The organism is Corynebacterium sp. HMSC070E08, from assembly GCF_001808895.1.
GTDB lineage: Bacteria > Actinomycetota > Actinomycetes > Mycobacteriales > Mycobacteriaceae > Corynebacterium > Corynebacterium hiratae.
Genome location: NZ_KV794751.1, coordinates 25,739 through 44,416 on the forward strand (window position 1 = coordinate 25,739; position 18,678 = coordinate 44,416).

The window sequence follows — 18,678 nt, forward strand, 5'->3', positions numbered from 1 at the left end:
CCCGCATTTCCCGGCAGAAAGGCACCGTGTCCTTACTTTCGGCGCATCGAACGCGCGGCCGGGCTCTCGTTGCGTGTCATCGATTCCGGGGGACCGTACAGGCCCTCGCGGCGGGCGATACGCGTGGTTCTCTGCGCGGTCACCGGGCTGGTGATCATGGCGAAGAGGACGAGCAAGACGAGGATTCCCAGGTCGCCCCTCTCGGCCACGCTGAAGTCCTCGGAGCCCGTCACCTTGATGATCGCGCCCACGATGGTGAAGATGAGCCCTGTGGTCTGTGGTTTGGCGATGGCATGCACACGCGCCATCGTGTCCTTAAAGCGCGCCACGCCAATCGCGGCCGCCAAGATGAGGATGGAGCCGACGAGGATGAGGATGATGGAGAGGATATCGGCAATCAGTGCGTAACTCATGAATCCCTCTTCCTAAATCGGGTGACAGAGACCGTGGAGATGAAGCCGAGGAGCGCCACGACGATCATCGCGTTGGAGACCGTCGTGTCCAGCGTCCAGCAGATATAGGTGGCCAGGGCGCATTGGAACATGGCCACGAGTCCGTCCATAGCGATGAGCCGGTCGAGCGAGTTCGGGCCGATGACGATGCGCCACGTGGTGATGAGGAATGCCACCACGAGGAAGCCGGCGGCCACGGTGAGCAGGATGTTATACAGGTCCGTATCCATCAGGGGTGGCTCCTTTCAAAGATGGCAATCATATCGGCCTCGAGCTTGCGTACGGCCGCGATTTCGCGTTCCAGGTCCTCTTCGGAATCGGCGTTCAGCAGGTGGATGGTCAACATGCGGTTGGCAATGTCGATATCGGAGACCGTGCCGCCGGGCTGCAGGTTATACAGGCTGACCGCCAGCGAGAGAATGAACTCGTTCTCCACTCGCATCGGCAGCTTCACAATCGCCGTCTTCGGCACCGGCTGCGGGCGCACCGCCAGCCAGCCGACCATGATGGAGGCCTCCATGAGCTCTATAAACCACTGCGCCATGAAGACGAGCAGTTTGCCCCAGCTCACCGAAATCCCCGCCACGGGCATGGCCGGCAGCGGCAGCGCAAAGACGATGACGAGGCTGACGAGCAGGCCACCCACCAGGTTCGCTACGGTAACTTCGCCCATGAGCATGCACCACATGACGACGATCCACACCATGAACCATGGCCGGAAGCGGTGCTTAATACCGGAGAATCTCATCGCGTCACCTCCTTTTCATCATCGTCCACGGTCGTGGGGAGTGTAGCCGTCGTGCTTGGCGACGTCCTCGTGGTCGGCGCCACCGGTTCCGGATCCGGGAGGGGCTCGCTGCGGTTCTTTCGCGAATCCGCGCCCTCCTCGTAGCGCTCAGCGGGGTCTAAGTGACGCGTCGGGTCCTCGGCGGAGTCACCCAGGACGGCATAGCGGTAGATGGAATCATCCTGCGCCGAGGTGGCCGCGCGGGTGGTGACACCAGAGATGGGGCCCGCCAGGAAGGACATCGATACCGAGGCGATGACGAGCAGGGAGGTCGACGCCAGCATGCCGAAGGGCACGCGGCCGACGTCATCGCGCTCCTCCAATTCGACGTACTCGGTGACTTCTCCCAGTGGGGAAGGCCGCACCATGGCGAGGTTGCCCTCGGGCGCATCGCCGCGGTCGCGCAGGAAACCCTTGGCCCACACGAGGATCATGACGTAGAGGGTCAGCAGGGAGGTGACCACCGCGCCGCCGATGAGGACCCAGGACAGCCAGGAACCTTCATTCGCGCCGGCTTGGAGCAGCATGATCTTGCCCAGGAAGCCGGAGAAGGGCGGGATACCGCCCAGGTTCATGGCCGGGATGAAGTACAAGATGGCGATGAGCGGCGCGGTGTAGATCAGGGAGCCCAAGCGCCGCAGCGAGGAGGTGCCGGCTTGGCGCTCGATGAGGCCCACCACCAGGAACAGTGCGGTCTGCACCAGAATGTGGTGCACCGCGTAGAAGATGGCGCCGGACAGGCCCTGCGCGGTTCCGAGGGCAACGCCGAAGATCATATAGCCGATGTGGCTGACCAGTGTGAAGGACAGCAATCGCTTGATATCCGATTGGGCGATAGCGCCCAAAATACCCACGAGCATCGTGGCCAGTGCGACCCACATGAGAAGGACGTCCAGCCCGCCATCAGTAAAGATCGAGGTGCGCGCGCGGATGATGGCGTAGACACCAACCTTGGTGAGCAGGCCCGCGAAGACGGCGGTGACCAGCGAGGGGGCGGTGGGGTAGGAGTCCGGTAGCCAGGCATCCAGCGGGAAGACGGCCGCCTTAATTCCGAAGGCGATGAGCAGCACGGAGAACACCGCGGTGCGGGTACCCGCGGGGATATCCTCCATCCGGATGCCAATCTGGGCCATGTTCATCGTGCCCACCGTGGCGTAGACATAGGCCAAAGCCAGCACGAAGATGAGCGAGGACGCCATGGAGACCATGACGTAGCCCACGCCGGCCCGCACGCGCGCCGGTGAGGCGCCGAGGGTGAGCAAAACGTAGGAAGCTACGAGGAAGATCTCGAAGCCCACGTAGAGGTTGAACAAGTCACCGGCCAGGAAGGACACGTTCACGCCCATGGTCAGCAGCATGTAGGTGGGCAGGAAAGCCGCCACCGGCTCGTCCTTCGTGCCGTCGCGCACGCCCTGTGCGATCGCGTACCACATGACGGAGAAGAGGACGATGGAGGAGGTAAAGAGCATGACCGTGGACAAACGGTCCGCCACCAACGTGATGCCCACCGGCGCGTCCCAGCCGCCCACCTGCAGGGTTTGAATGCCGGTGGTATCCGCGATGGCAATCAGAGCGGCATTCACCACGGCGAGCGTGAGCAGCGAGAAGAAAGCGATGCGGCGCTGCGCATTGGTATTGCGCGCAAAGAGCATCGCCAGCGCAGCAGCCAAGGCCGGGATGATGATCGGCAGGGGGATCAGGTAGCTGATATACGGCAGCAACAGATCCACGAGGGGCGAGATGGTCTCACTCATCGGTCGCCTCCTTCACGGGAGCCTCGAAGAACTCGGGGCCAAACTTATCGCCTTCCTTGGTGGTGCGGCCGGTGGTCGGGTCATTAGACGCGTCGTGGTCAGGTGCGGCTGAAGCATTGCCCGGGCGCGAGGCAATCGCCGCGATAGCGGCGTCCTCGGTGTCGTCCTCAATCACGTCCGCGGAGCGGTAGCGGTATTGGCGGTAAGCCAAGGTGAGGATGAAGCCGGTCAGCGCCATCGAAATGACGATGGCCGTGAGGATCATCGCCTGGGCCAGCGGATCGGCGATCTGATCGCCGTAGGGGAGGGAGTTCCGGCCGTCGATAGGCGGCGAGCCGGCTTGGCCGCCAGCCATGAGCATGAAGAGGTTCGCGCCGTTGCCCAGCAGCAAGATGCCGAGCAGCATTTTGGTCATCGCGCGGTCGAGCAACAGGTAGACTCCGGTGCCGCAGAGCACGCCCGCAGCGAGCAGGAGCACGAGATTGGCATCCATTAGGCGTGTCCTTTCTCTGCCGTGGCAGCGGTTTCTTTTGCTTGTGTGCGGCGCGCCAGGGAGCGTGCGCGATCGCGGGCGCGTTGCTTACGCATCTCTTCTTCCTCATCGAGCTTCGCGCCCAAGGAGGACAGCACGTAGAGCGTGAGGCCAATGACGATGAGGTAGACGCCGGCGTCGAAAATCAGCGCGGACGGCAGCGACACATCACCGATGAGCGGTATACCTACCTTCGTGTACCCAGAGGTCAGCGGCGGGTAGCCCAAGAGCATCGGGGTAATAACGGCGCTGAGGGAGAGCAGCAGGCCTACCGCCATGGTGCGGCCGCCGTCGAGAGGCAGCGCCTCTTCGAGCTCCTCGCGGCCGCCAGCCAGGTAGCGCAGGATCAGCGCGAGAGCGGCGACGAGGCCACCGGCAAAACCGCCGCCAGGGGCGTTGTGGCCACCGAAGAAGAAGTACAGGGACAGCACCATCATCGAGGGGAAGAGGATGCGGGTGCTCACGTCCACCATGAGCGAGCGGTTGAGCGCCTTTTCGGATTCCACGCCCGCGGCCAGCCAGCGGCGGCCGGTGACCTTCAAGGTCGGGCGGCGGGAGGCACGGGTGAAGCTCTGCGTGCGGAAAATCAGCGAGGCAATACCTGTTGCGGCAATGACGAGCACCGTGATCTCGCCGAAGGTATCCCACGCACGCAGGTCCACGAGCAGGACGTTGACCGTGTTGGCGCCGTGGCCGATCTCCTTGGCCAATTCCGGCATGTACTGCGAGATGGGCTCCTCGCGCCGAGCGTTGATGGCAAACATACCCACCACGGTGACGGCGAGGCCTACGCCTACCGCGAGCCAGGCGCGCAGGCGGCCGGTCTTGGGATCTTGCTTCCACTCGGTATTAGCCGGCATACGGCGCAGCACCAGCATGAAGAGCACCATGATGATGGTTTCCACGAGGAGCTGCGTCAGCGCCAAGTCCGGAGCGCCCTGCAGCGCAAAGATGAAGGACAAGGCGTAGCCGGTCACGCCCACCAGGATGACCCCGGAGAGGCGGTTATCCAGCACCGTGGCGGCCACGGCGGCGATGATGATGATCACCGCGGCGATGGCCTGCCAGGGGTTTTCGGCCACGATCATGCGCACGTTGGTGAGATCGCCGCGGATGAGCATGACGATGGGCAGCACCATGAGCGTGGCGAAGATGACCGTGAGGTTGTACTGCAGCGAGCCGCGCTGCGTGGAGGCGGTAATGCGCAGGGAGAGCTGGCGCAGGGCGTTGATAATGGCGTCGTAAGCATCGTCGGCAGAGCCCAATGCGGGGTAGGTGAATTGGGCCTTGGTGAGCGCCTGGCGCTGCCAATGGAGAAGGGAACCCGCAGCGATAATGATCACGGAGAGCAGCAGCGGGATGGTCCAGCCATGCCACAGGGCGAGCTCGGAGGCGTCCTGCGCCCCAAAGGTGTTGTCTAAGTGCTGCGTGATGCCGTGGGAGAGCGGCAGCGGCAGCAGACCGAAGAAGATGGTGAGCAAGGTCAGTACCGTCGGCGGGATCCACAGGAAGGGGCCAATGTGGTGCATGTTTGCTACCGCCTCAGAGGGCTCGTCCTGGCCCTTGGAGGAGAAGGCTCCCCACAAGAAGCGCAGCGCGTAGGCCATCGTCAGCGCGGAACCGACGACGACGGTGACAAGCAGCATGTTGCGCGGCATGCCGACCAGAAGCTCCTCGCCCATGATGGCCTCGAGCGTGGCTTCCTTGGACACGAAGCCCAGCAGGGGCGGGATACCGGCCATGGACATCGCGGGGAGGATGGCCAGGACGTACAGCGCGGGGTTCTTCTTGCCCAGGCCCGCAAGCTTGTCGATGTCCCTGGTTCCCGTCGAATGGTCGATAGCGCCGACGATCATGAAGAGCGCGGCCTTGAAGAGGGAGTGCGCGAAGGTCAGCGCCAGTCCCGCCTGCATGGCCTCACGGGAGCCGATGGCGATAATGGTGGTGATAAAGCCCAGCTGCGAGACGGTGCCATACGCCAGAACCAGCTTCAAGTCACGCTGCTTCAGCGCCATCCAGCCGCCGAGCAGCATGGTGAAAGCACCCAGGGGGATGACCACGAGGTGCCAGGTCGGAATGTCATGCACCGAGGGGGCAAGGCGCGCGACGAGGTAGATGCCGGCCTTCACCATGGCCGCGGAGTGCAGGTAGGCCGAGACCGGGGTCGGTGCGGCCATGGCGCCGGGCAGCCAGAAGTGGGCTGGGGCGATGGCGGACTTGGAGAGCGCACCACAGAGAATCAGCACGATAGCCACGGTGAGGTAGGGCGTGTTGGCGAGGTCCTCGGTGGCGGCGATACCGCTGAAGGACCACGCGCCGGTCTGGCGGCCGAGGAGGGTAATACCCACCAGCATGGCGAGACCGCCCAGGACGGTGACCATGAGCGCCTGCTGCGCTGATCGACGCGACGAGGCTCGCTCGCCGTAATAGCTCACCAAGAGGAAAGACAGCAGGGAGGTGATTTCCCAGAAGACGTAGAGCAGCAGGAAATTATCGGAAATCACCAGGCCATACATGGCCGTGGCAAAGCCCACCATTTGGCTGCTGAAGAGGGCGAGGCGCCGCCGGGAGTGGTCGAAATAGCCCCAGCAATAGAGCAGGACCAGCGCGCCTACGCCCAAGATGATGAGGCTGAATAACGCGGAAAGCGCATCCATGCGGAAGCTGACATTGAGGTGCGCTGCTGGCATCCAGTTGAGGTCATAGGCCAGCTGGTTGCCGTCGCGCAGCGTGCCATCGGTCAGCCGTTGGAGCACCCAGAAGAACCCAACCGCGGGCACTATTGCCAAGAGGCCGAAGGCACGGCGGCCGAGATAGAAAATCAGGAAGGGAGCGGCGATGGTGGTTAGAACCAAGGCGCAAAAGAGAGTGAGCACGAGGTTGCGGTGGCGTCCTTTCCTTGTCGGGGGACTGGGCTAAACCCACCGCACTGGCGGGCGTCTACTAGTGCTCACGATACAGTCTGAAATCCCAATTTTCACTTTTTCATTTCATACAGTCATATATGCGTCTCCTGTTGGCGTTCTTCCACGTCGTCAGCGGCCCAGGTTGGAGGGGTACTGCGCCGCCCGCCCGGGATGCCCGGGCCACGGGGGCGGCGCTGTGGTGCGCTTAGGCGAAGCGCTGGAGGAAGAGCGCCTCGGCGATGGCGATCTTTTCAATCTCGGTCGGGTCGACCGACTCGTTAGCAGAGTGGATAGTGCACTGCGGCTCCTCGACGCCGAAGAGTGCGATCTCCGCGTTTGGGTGCTTCTCCTGCAACTCCACGGTCAGCGGGATGGATCCGCCCATGCCCTGGGTGATGGTCTCCCCACCGAATGCCTCGCCGAGGCACTCGCCGAGCAGAGCCACCGCGGGCTTTGCCGGGTCGGTCTCGAATCCCAGGTTGGCCTCCAAGATGGTGACCTCGATGTGTGCGCCCCACGGGACGTGCTTCTTCAGGTGCTCGGCCACGGCCTCCGCGGTGGCGCGGGGATCCATGGTGGCGGGCGTGCGCAGGTTGATGTTGGCTTCTGCGGTGGCGGGCACAGCGTTGACGGCCTCGGCCACCGGGGTGGAAGTAAAGCCGGTGATGGTCACTGCCGGGCGGGCCCAAATCATATCCGCGATAGCGGTGGCACCGGCCGGGTCCTGCGCGCCCATGACCTCGGTGCCCTCGAGCATCTGGGCATCAGCGCGGAAGTTCTCCTCGCTGTAGGCGGTGTCCTGCCCCTCAGCCAGCGGCCAGGTGCCCTCGCAATCGACGCCGTCGATAGTCGTGCGGCCATACTCATCCGTCAGGGAATCTAGCGTGCGCATGAGCGCCTTGACGGCGTCGGGAGCCGCGCCGCCGAACTGGCCGGAGTGCACGGCCGAGTGGAGGGTGGAGACCTTGACGTTGATCTGCGAGCCGCCGCGCAGGGAGGTCGTCAGCGTCGGGACACCTACCTTGGCGTTGCCGGCATCGGCGATGAGAATCGCGTCGGCCGCGAAGAGCTCAGGGCGCTCCTCGATGAGTGCGGACAGGCCCTCGCCGCCGCGTTCCTCGGAGCCCTCAATAAGCACGGTGAGGTTGAGGTCGGTTCCACCGTTGGCGTCGAGCGCGCGCAGGGCTGCCAGGTGCATGGCGACGTTGCCCTTGCAGTCAGCCGCACCGCGGCCGTACCAGCGGCCATCGCGCTCAGTCAGGGTGAAGGGATCCGACTCCCACGCGTCGGGGTTTCCGGCAGGAACCACGTCGTAGTGCGAGTACAGCAGCACCGTCTTCGCGCCCTCCTTGCCGGGGCGCTTGGCGACGATCGCCGTGGAACCGTCAGCGGTAGTGATGGCCTCGGGGGTGAAGTTGGCGTCGACAAGCGCGGCGTGGACCCACTCCGCCGCCTTCGCGGTCTGGTCCTCTAGACCCGGCTCATTGTGGACGGAATTGAAGGAGACGAGCTCCTTGAGCTGGTTGAAAATAGTGTCGCGGTCATTGTTCACAAACTCAGAAATCTTGGTCATGCACTCCAACCTACTCGGATCCTCAACTCGGCCTACCGGCCGCTAGGTAGTAACATATGCACGGTTCTAGTCCATATTGTTTATAAGTTCTTTTTAGAAAGGACCTGACATGGCGTCTACCACCGCCGAAGGTTCCCAGTCCACGCTCCGCGAGCTCACGCTGCGCGGCATCATCATTGGTGGGCTCATCACTCTTATCTTTACCGCCGCCAACGTGTATCTGGGCCTCAAGGTGGGCCTGACGTTCGCTACGTCCATTCCCGCCGCCGTGATCTCCATGGCGGTGCTGCGCCGTTTTGCCGGGCACAACATCAAGGAAAACAACATCGTGCAGACCATCGCCTCTGCGGCCGGCACGTTGTCCGCGATCATCTTCGTGCTCCCGGGCTTGGTCATGGTGGGCTACTGGCAGGGCTTTTCCTTTATCGATACCGCCGCGGTCTGCGCCATCGGCGGTGTGCTCGGCGTGATGTACTCCATTCCGTTGCGCCGTGCGCTGGTGACGGGCTCGGACCTGCCCTATCCGGAAGGCGTGGCCGCGGCGGAGGTCCTCAAGGTGGGCGATAGCACCGGTGAGGAGGGCGAGGCCGCCCACGAAGAGAACACGAAGGGCCTGCACGTCATCCTTTTTGGCGGCATCCTTTCTGCCGTCATGGCACTGCTGGCGGCTATGAAGGCAGCCGCCTCCGAGGTGGCCACCTACTTCAAGCTGGGCCCGGGCGCGACGACGCTGGGTAGCTCCCTCTCGCTGGCGCTGGTCGGCGTGGGCCACCTCGTGGGCTTGGCCGTGGGTATTGCGATGCTCGTCGGCGTGGTCATCTCCTACCTCATCCTGCTGCCCATCCTCACCGGTGGTGAGGGGCTGGGTGATCCGGCCACGCTCATGGACACTGTTGATTCCGTCTTCTCCGGCCGGATTCGTTTCATCGGCGTGGGCACCATGGCTATCGCCGCGATCTGGACGCTGATCAAGATCACCGGCCCGATTGCCAAGGGCATGGCTGAGTCCTTCGCCTCCTCCCGTGACCGCAAGGGCGGGCAGCAGGTAGCGGTGGAGGAGCGCGATATTCCGGCGCCCTATGTCATTGGCACCATCCTGGTCCTGATGATTCCGATTGGTCTGCTGCTGTGGAACTTCGTGCGCGGCACCGATATTCACGACCACATGGCCGTCCTCATCACGGTCTCCGTACTCTTCACCTTGCTCGTGGGCCTGATCATCGCGTCGGTGTGTGGCTACATGGCTGGCCTCATCGGTGCCTCCAACTCGCCGATTTCCTCCATCGGCATCATCGCGGTCATCGCTGCCGCGCTGATTATTGCCGCCGTGACCCGCGGGACGGACGCGGAGCCGCTGTCGCTGGTGGCCTACACGCTGTTTACTGCGGCCATTGTTTTCGGTATCGCGACTATTTCCAATGACAACCTGCAGGACCTCAAGACCGGTCAGCTGGTCGGTGCGACGCCGTGGAAGCAGCAGGTAGCGCTCATTATCGGTGTCCTCTTCGGCTCCCTGGTGATTCCGCCGATTCTGCAGGTCATGCTCACCGGCTTCGGCTTCCAGGGCATGGAGGGCGCCGGTGAGGACGCGCTGGCTGCCCCGCAGGCTGCTCTGATGTCCTCGGTGGCATCTGGCATTTTTGATAACTCGCTGCCGTGGGATCTCATCGGTCTGGGCGCGGCGATTGGTGCCGTCATCATCATCGTGGACGAGTGCCTGCGCCACTTCACCGACAAGTACTCCCTGTCCCCGCTGGCCGTGGGCATGGGCATGTACCTGCCGGCAGCCATCACCATTGTGGTGCCGATCGGTGCGTTCTTGGGCTACTTCTACAACCGGTGGGCGGCCCGCCAGTCCAAGCCGGACTTTGCCAAGCGCATGGGCACGCTGTTGGCCACCGGCCTCATCGTGGGTGAGTCGCTCTTCGGCGTGGTCAATGCGGGCATCATCGCGGCGTCGGGCGGCGATTCCCCGCTGGAGATCTTCGAGGGCGGCACGGCAGCCAAGTTCGTGGGCGTCATCCTCTTCGTTGCCGGCATTGCCGCGGCGTATAAGTGGACGGCGAAGAAGGCTGCGTCCTAAGAGCGACAGGGACTTCGTTGTGACGGGCGGTTCGATCTAGCGGGCAGTTTACTTTGATGGGCGGTGCTTTCGCACCGCCCGTTCGTGTTGAATCTTGCAGTCGGTAGGTCTGAGTGCCAGAATGGTCGCTAGCACTTCCACATGGCAAGTGCCAGAAATGAATCAAAATCATCTATGTGGTTGGGGCTGGAGAACACTCGCCAGCCGTGCCGTCGCGGGCGTCCGTCATAGATCCAGACGTGAGTGTCGTCCTCAACAAAGCTTAAGGAGCACAAACACATGGCAAAGATCATTGCCTTCGATGAAGAGGCACGTCGCGGCCTCGAGCGTGGTCTCAACACGCTTGCCGACGCCGTCAAGGTCACCCTCGGCCCCAAGGGCCGCAACGTCGTCCTGGAGAAGTCCTGGGGCGCCCCGACCATTACCAACGACGGTGTCTCCATCGCGCGCGAGATCGAGCTCGAGGACCCGTACGAGAAGATCGGTGCAGAGCTGGTCAAGGAAGTAGCTAAGAAGACTGATGACGTTGCCGGTGACGGCACCACCACCGCTACCGTTCTGGCACAGGCTCTCGTGCGTGAGGGTCTGCGCAACGTAGCCGCTGGTTCTAACCCGATGGGCATTAAGCGCGGCATCGAGGCCGCTACCAAGAAGGTTGTTGACTCCCTGCTCTCCTCCGCGAAGGAAGTAGAGACCCAGGAAGAGATCGCCACCACCGCTGGTATCTCCGCTGCTGACCCGGCAATCGGCGAGAAGATCGCCGAGGCTATGTACACCGTGGGCAACGGCTCCGTAAACAAGGACTCCGTTATTACCGTTGAGGAGTCCAACACCTTCGGCGTCGACCTTGAGGTCACCGAAGGCATGCGCTTCGATAAGGGCTACATCTCTGGCTACTTCGCTACCGACATGGAGCGCCAGGAGGCTGTCCTCGAGGATCCGTACATCCTGCTGGTTTCCTCCAAGGTCTCCAACATCAAGGACCTCGTTCCGCTGCTGGAGAAGGTCATGCAGACCGGCAAGCCGCTGCTGATTATCGCTGAGGATGTTGAGGGCGAGGCCCTGTCCACCCTCGTGGTCAACAAGATCCGCGGCACCTTCAAGTCCGTTGCCGTGAAGGCTCCGGGCTTCGGCGACCGCCGCAAGGCCACCCTGCAGGACATGGCTATCCTCACCGGCGGCCAGGTCATCTCCGAGGAGGTCGGCCTGTCCCTGGAGACCGCTGAGATCGAGTACCTCGGCCAGGCACGCAAGGTTGTCGTGACCAAGGACGAGACCACCATCGTTCAGGGCGCTGGCTCCCAGGAGCAGATCGACGGCCGCATCAAGCAGATCCGCGCCGAGATCGAGAATTCCGATTCCGACTACGACCGCGAGAAGCTGCAGGAGCGCTTGGCCAAGCTGGCCGGCGGCGTGGCAGTCCTCAAGGTCGGTGCCGCTACGGAGGTTGAGCTCAAGGAGCGCAAGCACCGCATCGAGGACGCCGTGCGCAACGCTAAGGCAGCCGTCGAAGAGGGCATCGTCGCCGGCGGTGGCGTGGCCCTGCTGCAGGCAGCTGATGTCCTGGATTCCCTCTCTGACCTCACCGGTGACGAGGCAACCGGCGTCAAGATCGTCCGTGAGGCACTGTCTGCTCCGCTGAAGCAGATTGCTCAGAACGCTGGCCTGGAGCCGGGCGTTGTTGCGGACAAGGTTGCGTCCCTGCCGGCTGGTCAGGGCCTTAACGCTGCTACTGGCGAGTACGTGGACCTCATGGCCGCTGGCATCAATGACCCGGTCAAGGTCACCCGTTCCGCACTGCAGAACGCTGCGTCCATCGCGGCCCTGTTCCTGACCACCGAGGCAGTTGTGGCTGATAAGCCGGAGCCGGCCGGTGCAGGCGCTGGCATGCCGGACCCCGACGCAATGGGCGGCATGGGCTTCTAATGCTTAGCTCCCCGGACTGAGGCGTCTCGCGGCCGCAGCCAGTAGCAAAACGAACGCTCCCCACGGTCAACCGTGGGGAGCGTTCTCTGTTCTGAGACCTTTTTGTGTCCTTGCACTACCCCGGATGGGGGTAGGCGAGCATGTTCTTGCGGAAAATATTTCTCGCTTTTACTTTGTTTGTCAGGCCTATGAATCGCTAGTGGAGGGGCTAGCGTTACGTTCTGTGGAAAATTTCTTGGAGCCTCGCGCCTGATGCTGTTTATTTCCGCAGTTAGGGGCGTTGTTGCTGGTTAGGTTAAGGTCGAGTGAATAAATAACGCTCGTTGCATGCTTGAACCGCAATACTCTTCATTCGAAAAATTAACTCGCCTAAACGCTTGCAAAGTTGGGGAGGTGTGCCAAAATAGTTTCTTGTGACGCCCGCTGAGGGTGTCTGCAAAACCGCAAACCCCTCCGGGCACTTCTGAGTCCGGACTTCACAAAAGGAGACCATAATGGATCTTTCTTTCGTTGCTGATCAGCTGGGCAACTTCGCTGACTTCGCTTCCGGCATCAAGAACCTCTTCCAGGGCTTCGCTAAGGCTTTCGACATCATCGCTGGTGCTGCTACCGCTGACTCCGTTGAGGTAACCCCGGACACCTCCAAGCTGGACGCCCTGTCCTCCACGAAGTAATCTTGTGCCCTTCTGAAGGGCGCACTTAATACACACACTTTCAATCCCAAGGAGATTTTAAAATGGAAACCCTGTCTTCCACCGGCATCTTCGGCCTCATCCTGCCGCTTCTCTACGCTCTGGGCGACGCTGCTTCCGGCGCCAAGAAGCTGATCGGCCTGCTCTAAGCAGCACGCTGTTCACGCAGAACTAAGCGTTAACCCCGCTGACCCACTTTGGGCAGCGGGGTTTCTCATTTCTATAACCCTGACCGGCTAGTGCAGCGACGCGGTACGTTTTCGCAAACATGCTCTTAGGATCATGCGCTTTCCGAGCCTTGAATGCGAAAACGTACCGTCGCGTAAGCAGGGCGGGTACGGATCGATCAATTAAGGCCCCAGATCTTCGAGTTTTGGGGGCACTATTTGTGAGAAACGTACATTCTGGGCGGCTGCTGCCGCCCGTTTGCCACTACGGGGGTAAATTGGGCGGCGGCAACCAGTTTTATCGCGCCGGATGCCTGTTTCATAGATAGAATTATTGGCATGGCTGACATTAAAGACGACGAACTCCCCGAGATCGACCTTGCGCAGACCGACGGCTACGTCGTCGATGACTCCGATGAAGACGATCCCTCGCTCATCATGCCGGATGGCTCGCCGGTTGAGACTTGGCGCGAGAACTACCCATACGAAGAGCGCATGACGCGCGATGAGTACGAGTCCATCAAGCGCTCCCTGCAGATCGAGCTGTTGAAGTGGCAGAACTGGACCAAGGAAACCGGCCAGCGCCACATTATCCTCTTTGAGGGCCGCGATGCTGCAGGTAAGGGCGGCACTATCAAGCGTTTCAACGAGCACCTCAACCCGCGTGGTGCCCGCACCGTAGCGCTGGAGAAGCCGTCCCCGCGCGAATCCACGTCGTGGTACTTCCAGCGCTATATTCAGCACTTCCCGTGCGGCGGTGAAATCGTCTTCTTTGACCGCTCCTGGTACAACCGTTCCGGCGTGGAGCGCGTCATGGGCTTCTGTACGGAATCCCAGCACGCAGAGTTCCTGCGCGAGGTTCCGATGCTGGAGAACATGATTCTCGGCTCCGGCATTTCGCTGACAAAGCTGTGGTTCTCCGTGACCCGTAAGGAGCAGCGCACCCGCTTCGCCATCCGCCAGATCGACCCGGTCCGTCAGTGGAAGCTTTCGCCCATGGACTTGGCCTCTCTGGATAAGTGGGATGATTACACCCGCGCCAAGGAGGAGCAGTTCCGTTACACCGACACTGAAGAGTCTCCGTGGATCACCATCAAGTCCAACGACAAGAAGCGCGCCCGCATTAACGCGATGCGCTACGTGCTCTCCAAGTTTGAGTACACCAACAAGGACCACGAGCTCGTTGACCAGGTGGACGACAAGATCGTCAAGCGTGGTCGCGACCAGATCGGTGACTAGTCACGTCACATTGACCGCTCATTAGCGGCTCGCGAATTTGCGCCAGGCATAAAGAGAAGAGGCGGCAGGAAATCCTGCCGCCTCCTTTCTTTGCCTACCTAGTGTTTCCAGGGCTCAATCGGGTTGCCCTGCCACTCGGAGTTGCTCGGGACTTGGTCGCCGCGCATGACCAGCGAGCCGGGGCCGACGGTGGCCACGCTGCCGATGACCGAGGCAGGCAGCGCCACCGAATGCGAGCCCAGGGTGGCGCCGGCCTTGATGGTGACGGTATCTAGGCTCATGACGCGGTCCTGGAAGAGGTGCGTTTGCACCACGGTGCCGGGGCCGACGGACGCGCCTTCGCCCACGAAGCACAGGTCCGTTTCCGGGAACCAATAAGAATCGATCCACGCGCCGCGGCCAATCGTCACGCCCAGCGCGCGCAGGCCCTGGTTGATCTCACCCATGCCATAGGTGTGGGTGAAGAACCACGGGGCGGCGACCGCCTCTACGAAGGTGTCCTGCAGCTCGTTGAGCCACACGAAGGCGGACCACAGCGGGTGGTCGCCGGCGGTCTGCGTGCCCACGCAGATCCACTTGACCGCCACGGTGATCGCCATCGCGATAGCACCGGCCACCATGAGGATGACACCGCCGAGGGCCCAGGCGGCGGCGATGCCGAGGGCGTCGGCAAGCGCGTAAAGCGTTGCCAACGTGCCCGCCAGCAGCATGGCCGAGGTCATCGGCGCCAGTAGGCGCATGGTCTCAATCGCGCCACGCGCGGCCTTGACCCCAAAGCCCGGGTTATAGGTGAGAGACTCGCCCTCCACACCGTCCACGTGGGCCTCCACGCGGCGCATGCGCTCCGGCGGGGAACCCCACCAGTTGGCACCGGACTTGGTCTTCTTTGGCGTCGAGGACAGCACAGCCACCAGCGAGTTCTTCGACAGCTTGCGGCCCGGACCGGTGATTCCGGAGTTGCCCACGAAGGAACGCTTGCCCACCTTGGTCTCACCCGTGAGCATCCAGCCGCCGCCGAGCTCATAGCCGCCGATCATGGTGTCATCCGCCAAGAAGGCGCCGTCCTTGACCTCGGTGAGCTTGGGCACCATGACGGCCGTGGAAATCTCCACGTCCTTGCCAATCGTTGCACCCAGCGAACGCAGCCACGCCGGGGTGAGCTGCGAGGCGTAGATGGGGAAGAGCTGCGTGCGGGCCTCGTCCATGAGGCGCTCGATGGCCCACAGGCGCCAGCCCTTGGCGGAGCGCACCGGTGCCACACCGGGCTTGATACCCAGCGAGAGGATGCGCACGCCCAGCCAGGTTTGCAGCATGAAGGTGGCAAACGCCGCCAGGGCACCGAGCGGAGCGAAGAAGATAGAGCCGACGTAAGGGGAACCGTCGGTCACCGCAATGAGTCCCACGACCACCGCAGCGCCCACGGCCAGCGCCACGATGGGCTGGAAGGCCAGCAAGATAGAGGTAGCGCCGTAGATGGCTACCCACCACGGGCGGCGCTTCGGGGCATGCGACGGGAAGCGGTGCTTGGAGCGGCCCACCTTCTTGGCAGGCGAGCCGGACCAGCGCTGGCCGTCCTTGATCTTCTTGCGCCCAGTGACGGTGGAGCCAGCCTCGACGTGGGCATCTTTGCCCACGACGGTGCCCGGAAGCAGCGTCGAGCGCGCGCCCACGCGGGCACCTTCCTTGACCTCAATGGCGCCGACGTGCAGGATATCGCCGTCGAGCCAGTAGCCGGAGAGATCGACCTCGGGCTCAATCGCGGCGTGCTTTCCCAAGGTCAGCAGACCCGTCACAGGCGGCAGCGAGTGCAGGTCCACTCCGCGGCCCATCTTCACTCCCAGCGCGCGGGCATAGTTGTTGACCCACGTAGCGCCCGCGATCGAGCGCGAACCAGAAGCATCCGCCCAGCGCTCCGCTGCCCAAATACGCAGGTGCGTGGAGCCCCCGCGCGGGTACTCGCCGGGCTTAATGCCGGCGGTGATCAGTCGCGCGCCGAAACCACCGATGGGGATACGGCCGATGGGGGTGACAAAGATGATGAGGAGAAGGATGACCAGCCACCACGGGGTGGTCATGGCCCACTCCACGCCCAGCAGGTTCGCCAGGTTGGAGCCCAGTAGCAGCCAGGCCAGCCACGTCGTGGCAGCCAGCGTCATAACGGGGATTTGGATGAGCGTCTGGGCCACGCGTGTACCAGCGCCGACGGGTTTTACCTCGCGTGCGGGCCCGGCGTCCTCCACGGACTCGGCACCGGCAAGCTGCTCCGCCAGGGAGCCTAGGCGCGGGTGGTCGTAGAGATCGCGTACGGCCACGGTGGGGAAGCGCTCGCGGATGCGGCCGACCAAGGTCGCCGCGGCCAGCGAGGTGCCGCCGAGGGAGAAGAAGTCTGCGTTGACGTCCTCGACGGAAACACCCAGGGTGTCCACCCACAGCTCCGCCAGCCACTGCTCGGTGGGGTTGAGGTCGTCTGCCTCCACGCCCACTCCCGGCAGCGGCCACGGCAGGGCTTTCTTATCCACCTTGCCGGAGGTTCGAATCGGCAGCTCATCCATGACGCAGATGCGCGGGACGAGCGCTGCCGGCATGGTCTCCGCTAGGCGGGCGTGTGCCGCTTCGTGGTCGAACCCGGCATCCGGGTCATCCAGGGAGACGTAGCCGACGAGTACGGATTCGCCGCCCGGTGTCTTCTGTACGGCCACGGCGGAGTTGTACACGTTCGGCAAAGCGGCGACGTTGGCCTCCACCTCACCGAGCTCGATGCGGCGGCCACCAATCTTGACCTGGTCATCGACGCGGCCCACAAAATACAGGCCGTCCTCTTCCAGGCGCACGTGGTCACCGGTGCGGTAGGCGCGCTCCCAGCCCAGGGACTCCAGCGGCGCGTACTTCTCCGCATCCTTCACTGGGTCCAGGTAAGCAGCCAGGCCCACACCACCGATGACGAGTTCGCCTACCTCACCGATGTTTACGGGGACGCCGTGCTTGTCGACGACCACCAGGTCCCAGCCCTTCAGCGGCAGCCCAATCGACACGGGCTTGCCCGGCAGCATGCGCTGCGCGCAGGCCACGACCGTGGCTTCGGTGGGGCCGTAGGTATTCCACATCTCGCGGTCCTCGGTGGCCAGGCGGTCCGTGAGCTCCTGGGAGCAGGCTTCGCCGCCGACGATGAGGAGGCGGATGTTGTCCAGGGCCTCGGCGGGCCAGAGGCCGGCCAAGGTCGGCACAGTGGAGACCACCGTGATGTCGCGGCGGATCAGCCAGGGACCTAAGTCCATGCCGGAGCGCACCAGGGAGCGCGGGGCCGGGACCAAGCAGGCGCCGTGGCCCCAGGCCAGCCACATTTCCTCGCAGGAGGCATCGAAGGCTACGGAGAGGCCAGCCAGGACGCGGTCCTCCGGACCGAGCGGACCGTGCGGGCTATCCACCAAAAAGAGGGCAGCCTCGGCATCAACGAAGGCGGCCGCGGAGCGGTGGCTTACGGCCACGCCCTTGGGCTTACCCGTTGAGCCGGAGGTGAAGATGATCCACGCGGTGTCTTCGGGTCGCGGTTCCTCGAAGGGGACGCCATCTCCACCGCCATCCTTTTCGTCGAACGCGGGGCGCGCCATCCGCGCCCCGCCCTCCCGCAACATGCGGAAACCTTCGTCGGTGAACACACCATCGATATCGGCCTCGCCGAAGACCATCTCGGCGCGCTCATCGGGGTCGTCGGCATCGACGGGCACGTAGGCCGCGCCGGCGGCGAGCGTGGCCAGGATAGCCAGGTAGAGCTCGCGCTTGCCCGAGGTCATGCGGATGCCGATGCGGTCGCCGCGACGCACACCGCTGGCGTAGAGTTCGGTGGCCCATGCGGAGACGTCGGCAAGCAGCTCGGCGTAGGTGAGGATCTCACCGTCGTCGAGGGCCGCGGCCTCGGGGAAGTGCTCGGCTGTGGTCTTAACGATGTCCCAGAGGGTGCGCGCCGGTGCGGCCTCATCACCAAGGAGATAGTGCTCGGGGACCTCGGGCATTACTGGGATCTCGGGCTCGTCTGTGTGTAGGGCGTGGCGGCCCCCTGTACTGGGAAGATTATCGGGTTCCGTCATTTAAGCATCACTGCTTTCTGTATCGGCAGGTGTGTCCGCCGCGATGATGGCGGTGGCCAGTTTGCGCAGGTGCTTGAGCTGCTTGTTGGTGGACGCGTCGAGGGCTTCGTCCTCGGCCTTCGCTACCAAAACGGTGAGCTCTTTGTGCGCCTTCACGCCTTTCTTGGTGGAGGCAATGATTTGGCGGCGGCGGTCCTTGGAGTCACGCTCACGCTTAACCCAATTGCGAGACTCCAGTGAATCCAGCAGGCGCACCATGTCGGAAGCGTCAATGGCCAAGGTTTCCGATAGTGCGGACTGGGAGGACGCGGCTTCCGCAACCAGGCAGGTGAGAACCCAGTACTCGCGCAGGGTGGTCTTCTGCGTTTGTAGTGCGGCCTCGACGCCCTCGCGGGTGCGGCGGCGGAGGCGCTCCAGCTGGAAGGAGGGGGACTCTAGGAGCGAGGTGGGAATCGATACGGAGTTAAAGGTAGGCATGCCGA

General features: G+C 63.2%; 13 protein-coding genes. 4 read left to right on the top strand and 9 right to left on the bottom strand.

The annotated features are described in order from the left end of the window. Nucleotides 1-32 precede the first annotated feature (32 nt). The 7 genes from HMPREF2526_RS05290 to HMPREF2526_RS05320 all read right to left on the bottom strand — a co-directional run bounded on the left by HMPREF2526_RS05290 (nt 33) and on the right by HMPREF2526_RS05320 (nt 8,004). Nucleotides 33-413, bottom strand: a complete 381-nt coding sequence (locus HMPREF2526_RS05290) for a monovalent cation/H(+) antiporter subunit G (RefSeq protein ID WP_070516178.1) — start codon at nt 411-413, stop codon at nt 33-35. After that, on the bottom strand, nt 410-682 hold the full coding sequence (locus HMPREF2526_RS05295; RefSeq protein WP_046647179.1) for a monovalent cation/H+ antiporter complex subunit F: 273 nt from the start codon (nt 680-682) through the stop codon (nt 410-412). Before HMPREF2526_RS05295 ends, HMPREF2526_RS05290 begins: the two co-directional genes overlap by 4 nt. After that, complete coding sequence (locus HMPREF2526_RS05300; protein ID WP_070546240.1) at nt 682-1,200, bottom strand: Na+/H+ antiporter subunit E; 519 nt, start codon at nt 1,198-1,200, stop codon at nt 682-684. The genes HMPREF2526_RS05295 and HMPREF2526_RS05300 overlap by 1 nt, the downstream gene beginning before the upstream one ends. Continuing rightward, nucleotides 1,197-2,993 (bottom strand): Na+/H+ antiporter subunit D, encoded by a 1,797-nt coding sequence (locus HMPREF2526_RS05305; protein ID WP_070546242.1) that lies wholly within the window; start codon nt 2,991-2,993, stop codon nt 1,197-1,199. The genes HMPREF2526_RS05300 and HMPREF2526_RS05305 overlap by 4 nt, the downstream gene beginning before the upstream one ends. Then, entirely contained in the window at nt 2,986-3,486 is a 501-nt protein-coding gene (locus HMPREF2526_RS05310) for a Na(+)/H(+) antiporter subunit C (protein ID WP_070546244.1), read from the bottom strand. The genes HMPREF2526_RS05305 and HMPREF2526_RS05310 overlap by 8 nt, the downstream gene beginning before the upstream one ends. Then, complete coding sequence (locus tag HMPREF2526_RS05315; protein WP_070546247.1) at nt 3,486-6,401, bottom strand: Na+/H+ antiporter subunit A; 2,916 nt, start codon at nt 6,399-6,401, stop codon at nt 3,486-3,488. Before HMPREF2526_RS05315 ends, HMPREF2526_RS05310 begins: the two co-directional genes overlap by 1 nt. Before the next feature lie 235 nt (nt 6,402-6,636). Further along, a complete protein-coding gene (locus HMPREF2526_RS05320) occupies nt 6,637-8,004 on the bottom strand; it encodes a dipeptidase (RefSeq protein ID WP_046647184.1) in 1,368 nt (455 codons plus the stop codon). 109 nt (nt 8,005-8,113) lie between these two features. Between HMPREF2526_RS05320 and HMPREF2526_RS05325 the strand changes: the two genes are divergently transcribed. The 4 genes from HMPREF2526_RS05325 to ppk2 all read left to right on the top strand — a co-directional run bounded on the left by HMPREF2526_RS05325 (nt 8,114) and on the right by ppk2 (nt 14,111). Further along, nucleotides 8,114-10,087, top strand: a complete 1,974-nt coding sequence (locus tag HMPREF2526_RS05325; RefSeq protein WP_049154698.1) for an OPT family oligopeptide transporter — start codon at nt 8,114-8,116, stop codon at nt 10,085-10,087. Nucleotides 10,088-10,366: 279 nt separating this feature from the next. Further along, nucleotides 10,367-12,013 (top strand): chaperonin GroEL, encoded by a 1,647-nt coding sequence (groL, locus tag HMPREF2526_RS05330; RefSeq protein ID WP_046647185.1) that lies wholly within the window; start codon nt 10,367-10,369, stop codon nt 12,011-12,013. A gap of 494 nt (nt 12,014-12,507) precedes the next feature. Further along, the gene (locus HMPREF2526_RS05335) at nt 12,508-12,687 is read left to right on the top strand and encodes a PorH family porin (protein WP_046647186.1); all 180 of its coding nucleotides are present in this window, start codon (nt 12,508-12,510) and stop codon (nt 12,685-12,687) included. Between the two features lie 524 nt (nt 12,688-13,211). Continuing rightward, nucleotides 13,212-14,111, top strand: coding sequence for a polyphosphate kinase 2 (gene ppk2 / locus HMPREF2526_RS05340; RefSeq protein WP_049154699.1), 900 nt, complete (start codon nt 13,212-13,214; stop codon nt 14,109-14,111). A 98-nt stretch (nt 14,112-14,209) separates the two neighbouring features. Here the strand turns inward: ppk2 and HMPREF2526_RS05345 are convergent, their stop codons facing one another. Together HMPREF2526_RS05345 and HMPREF2526_RS05350 are read right to left on the bottom strand one after the other, a co-directional pair. Continuing rightward, nucleotides 14,210-18,196 (bottom strand): Pls/PosA family non-ribosomal peptide synthetase, encoded by a 3,987-nt coding sequence (locus tag HMPREF2526_RS05345; protein ID WP_070546249.1) that lies wholly within the window; start codon nt 18,194-18,196, stop codon nt 14,210-14,212. Then, nucleotides 18,197-18,673, bottom strand: coding sequence for a MarR family winged helix-turn-helix transcriptional regulator (locus HMPREF2526_RS05350; RefSeq protein ID WP_070546251.1), 477 nt, complete (start codon nt 18,671-18,673; stop codon nt 18,197-18,199). Nucleotides 18,674-18,678: the final 5 nt, after the last annotated feature.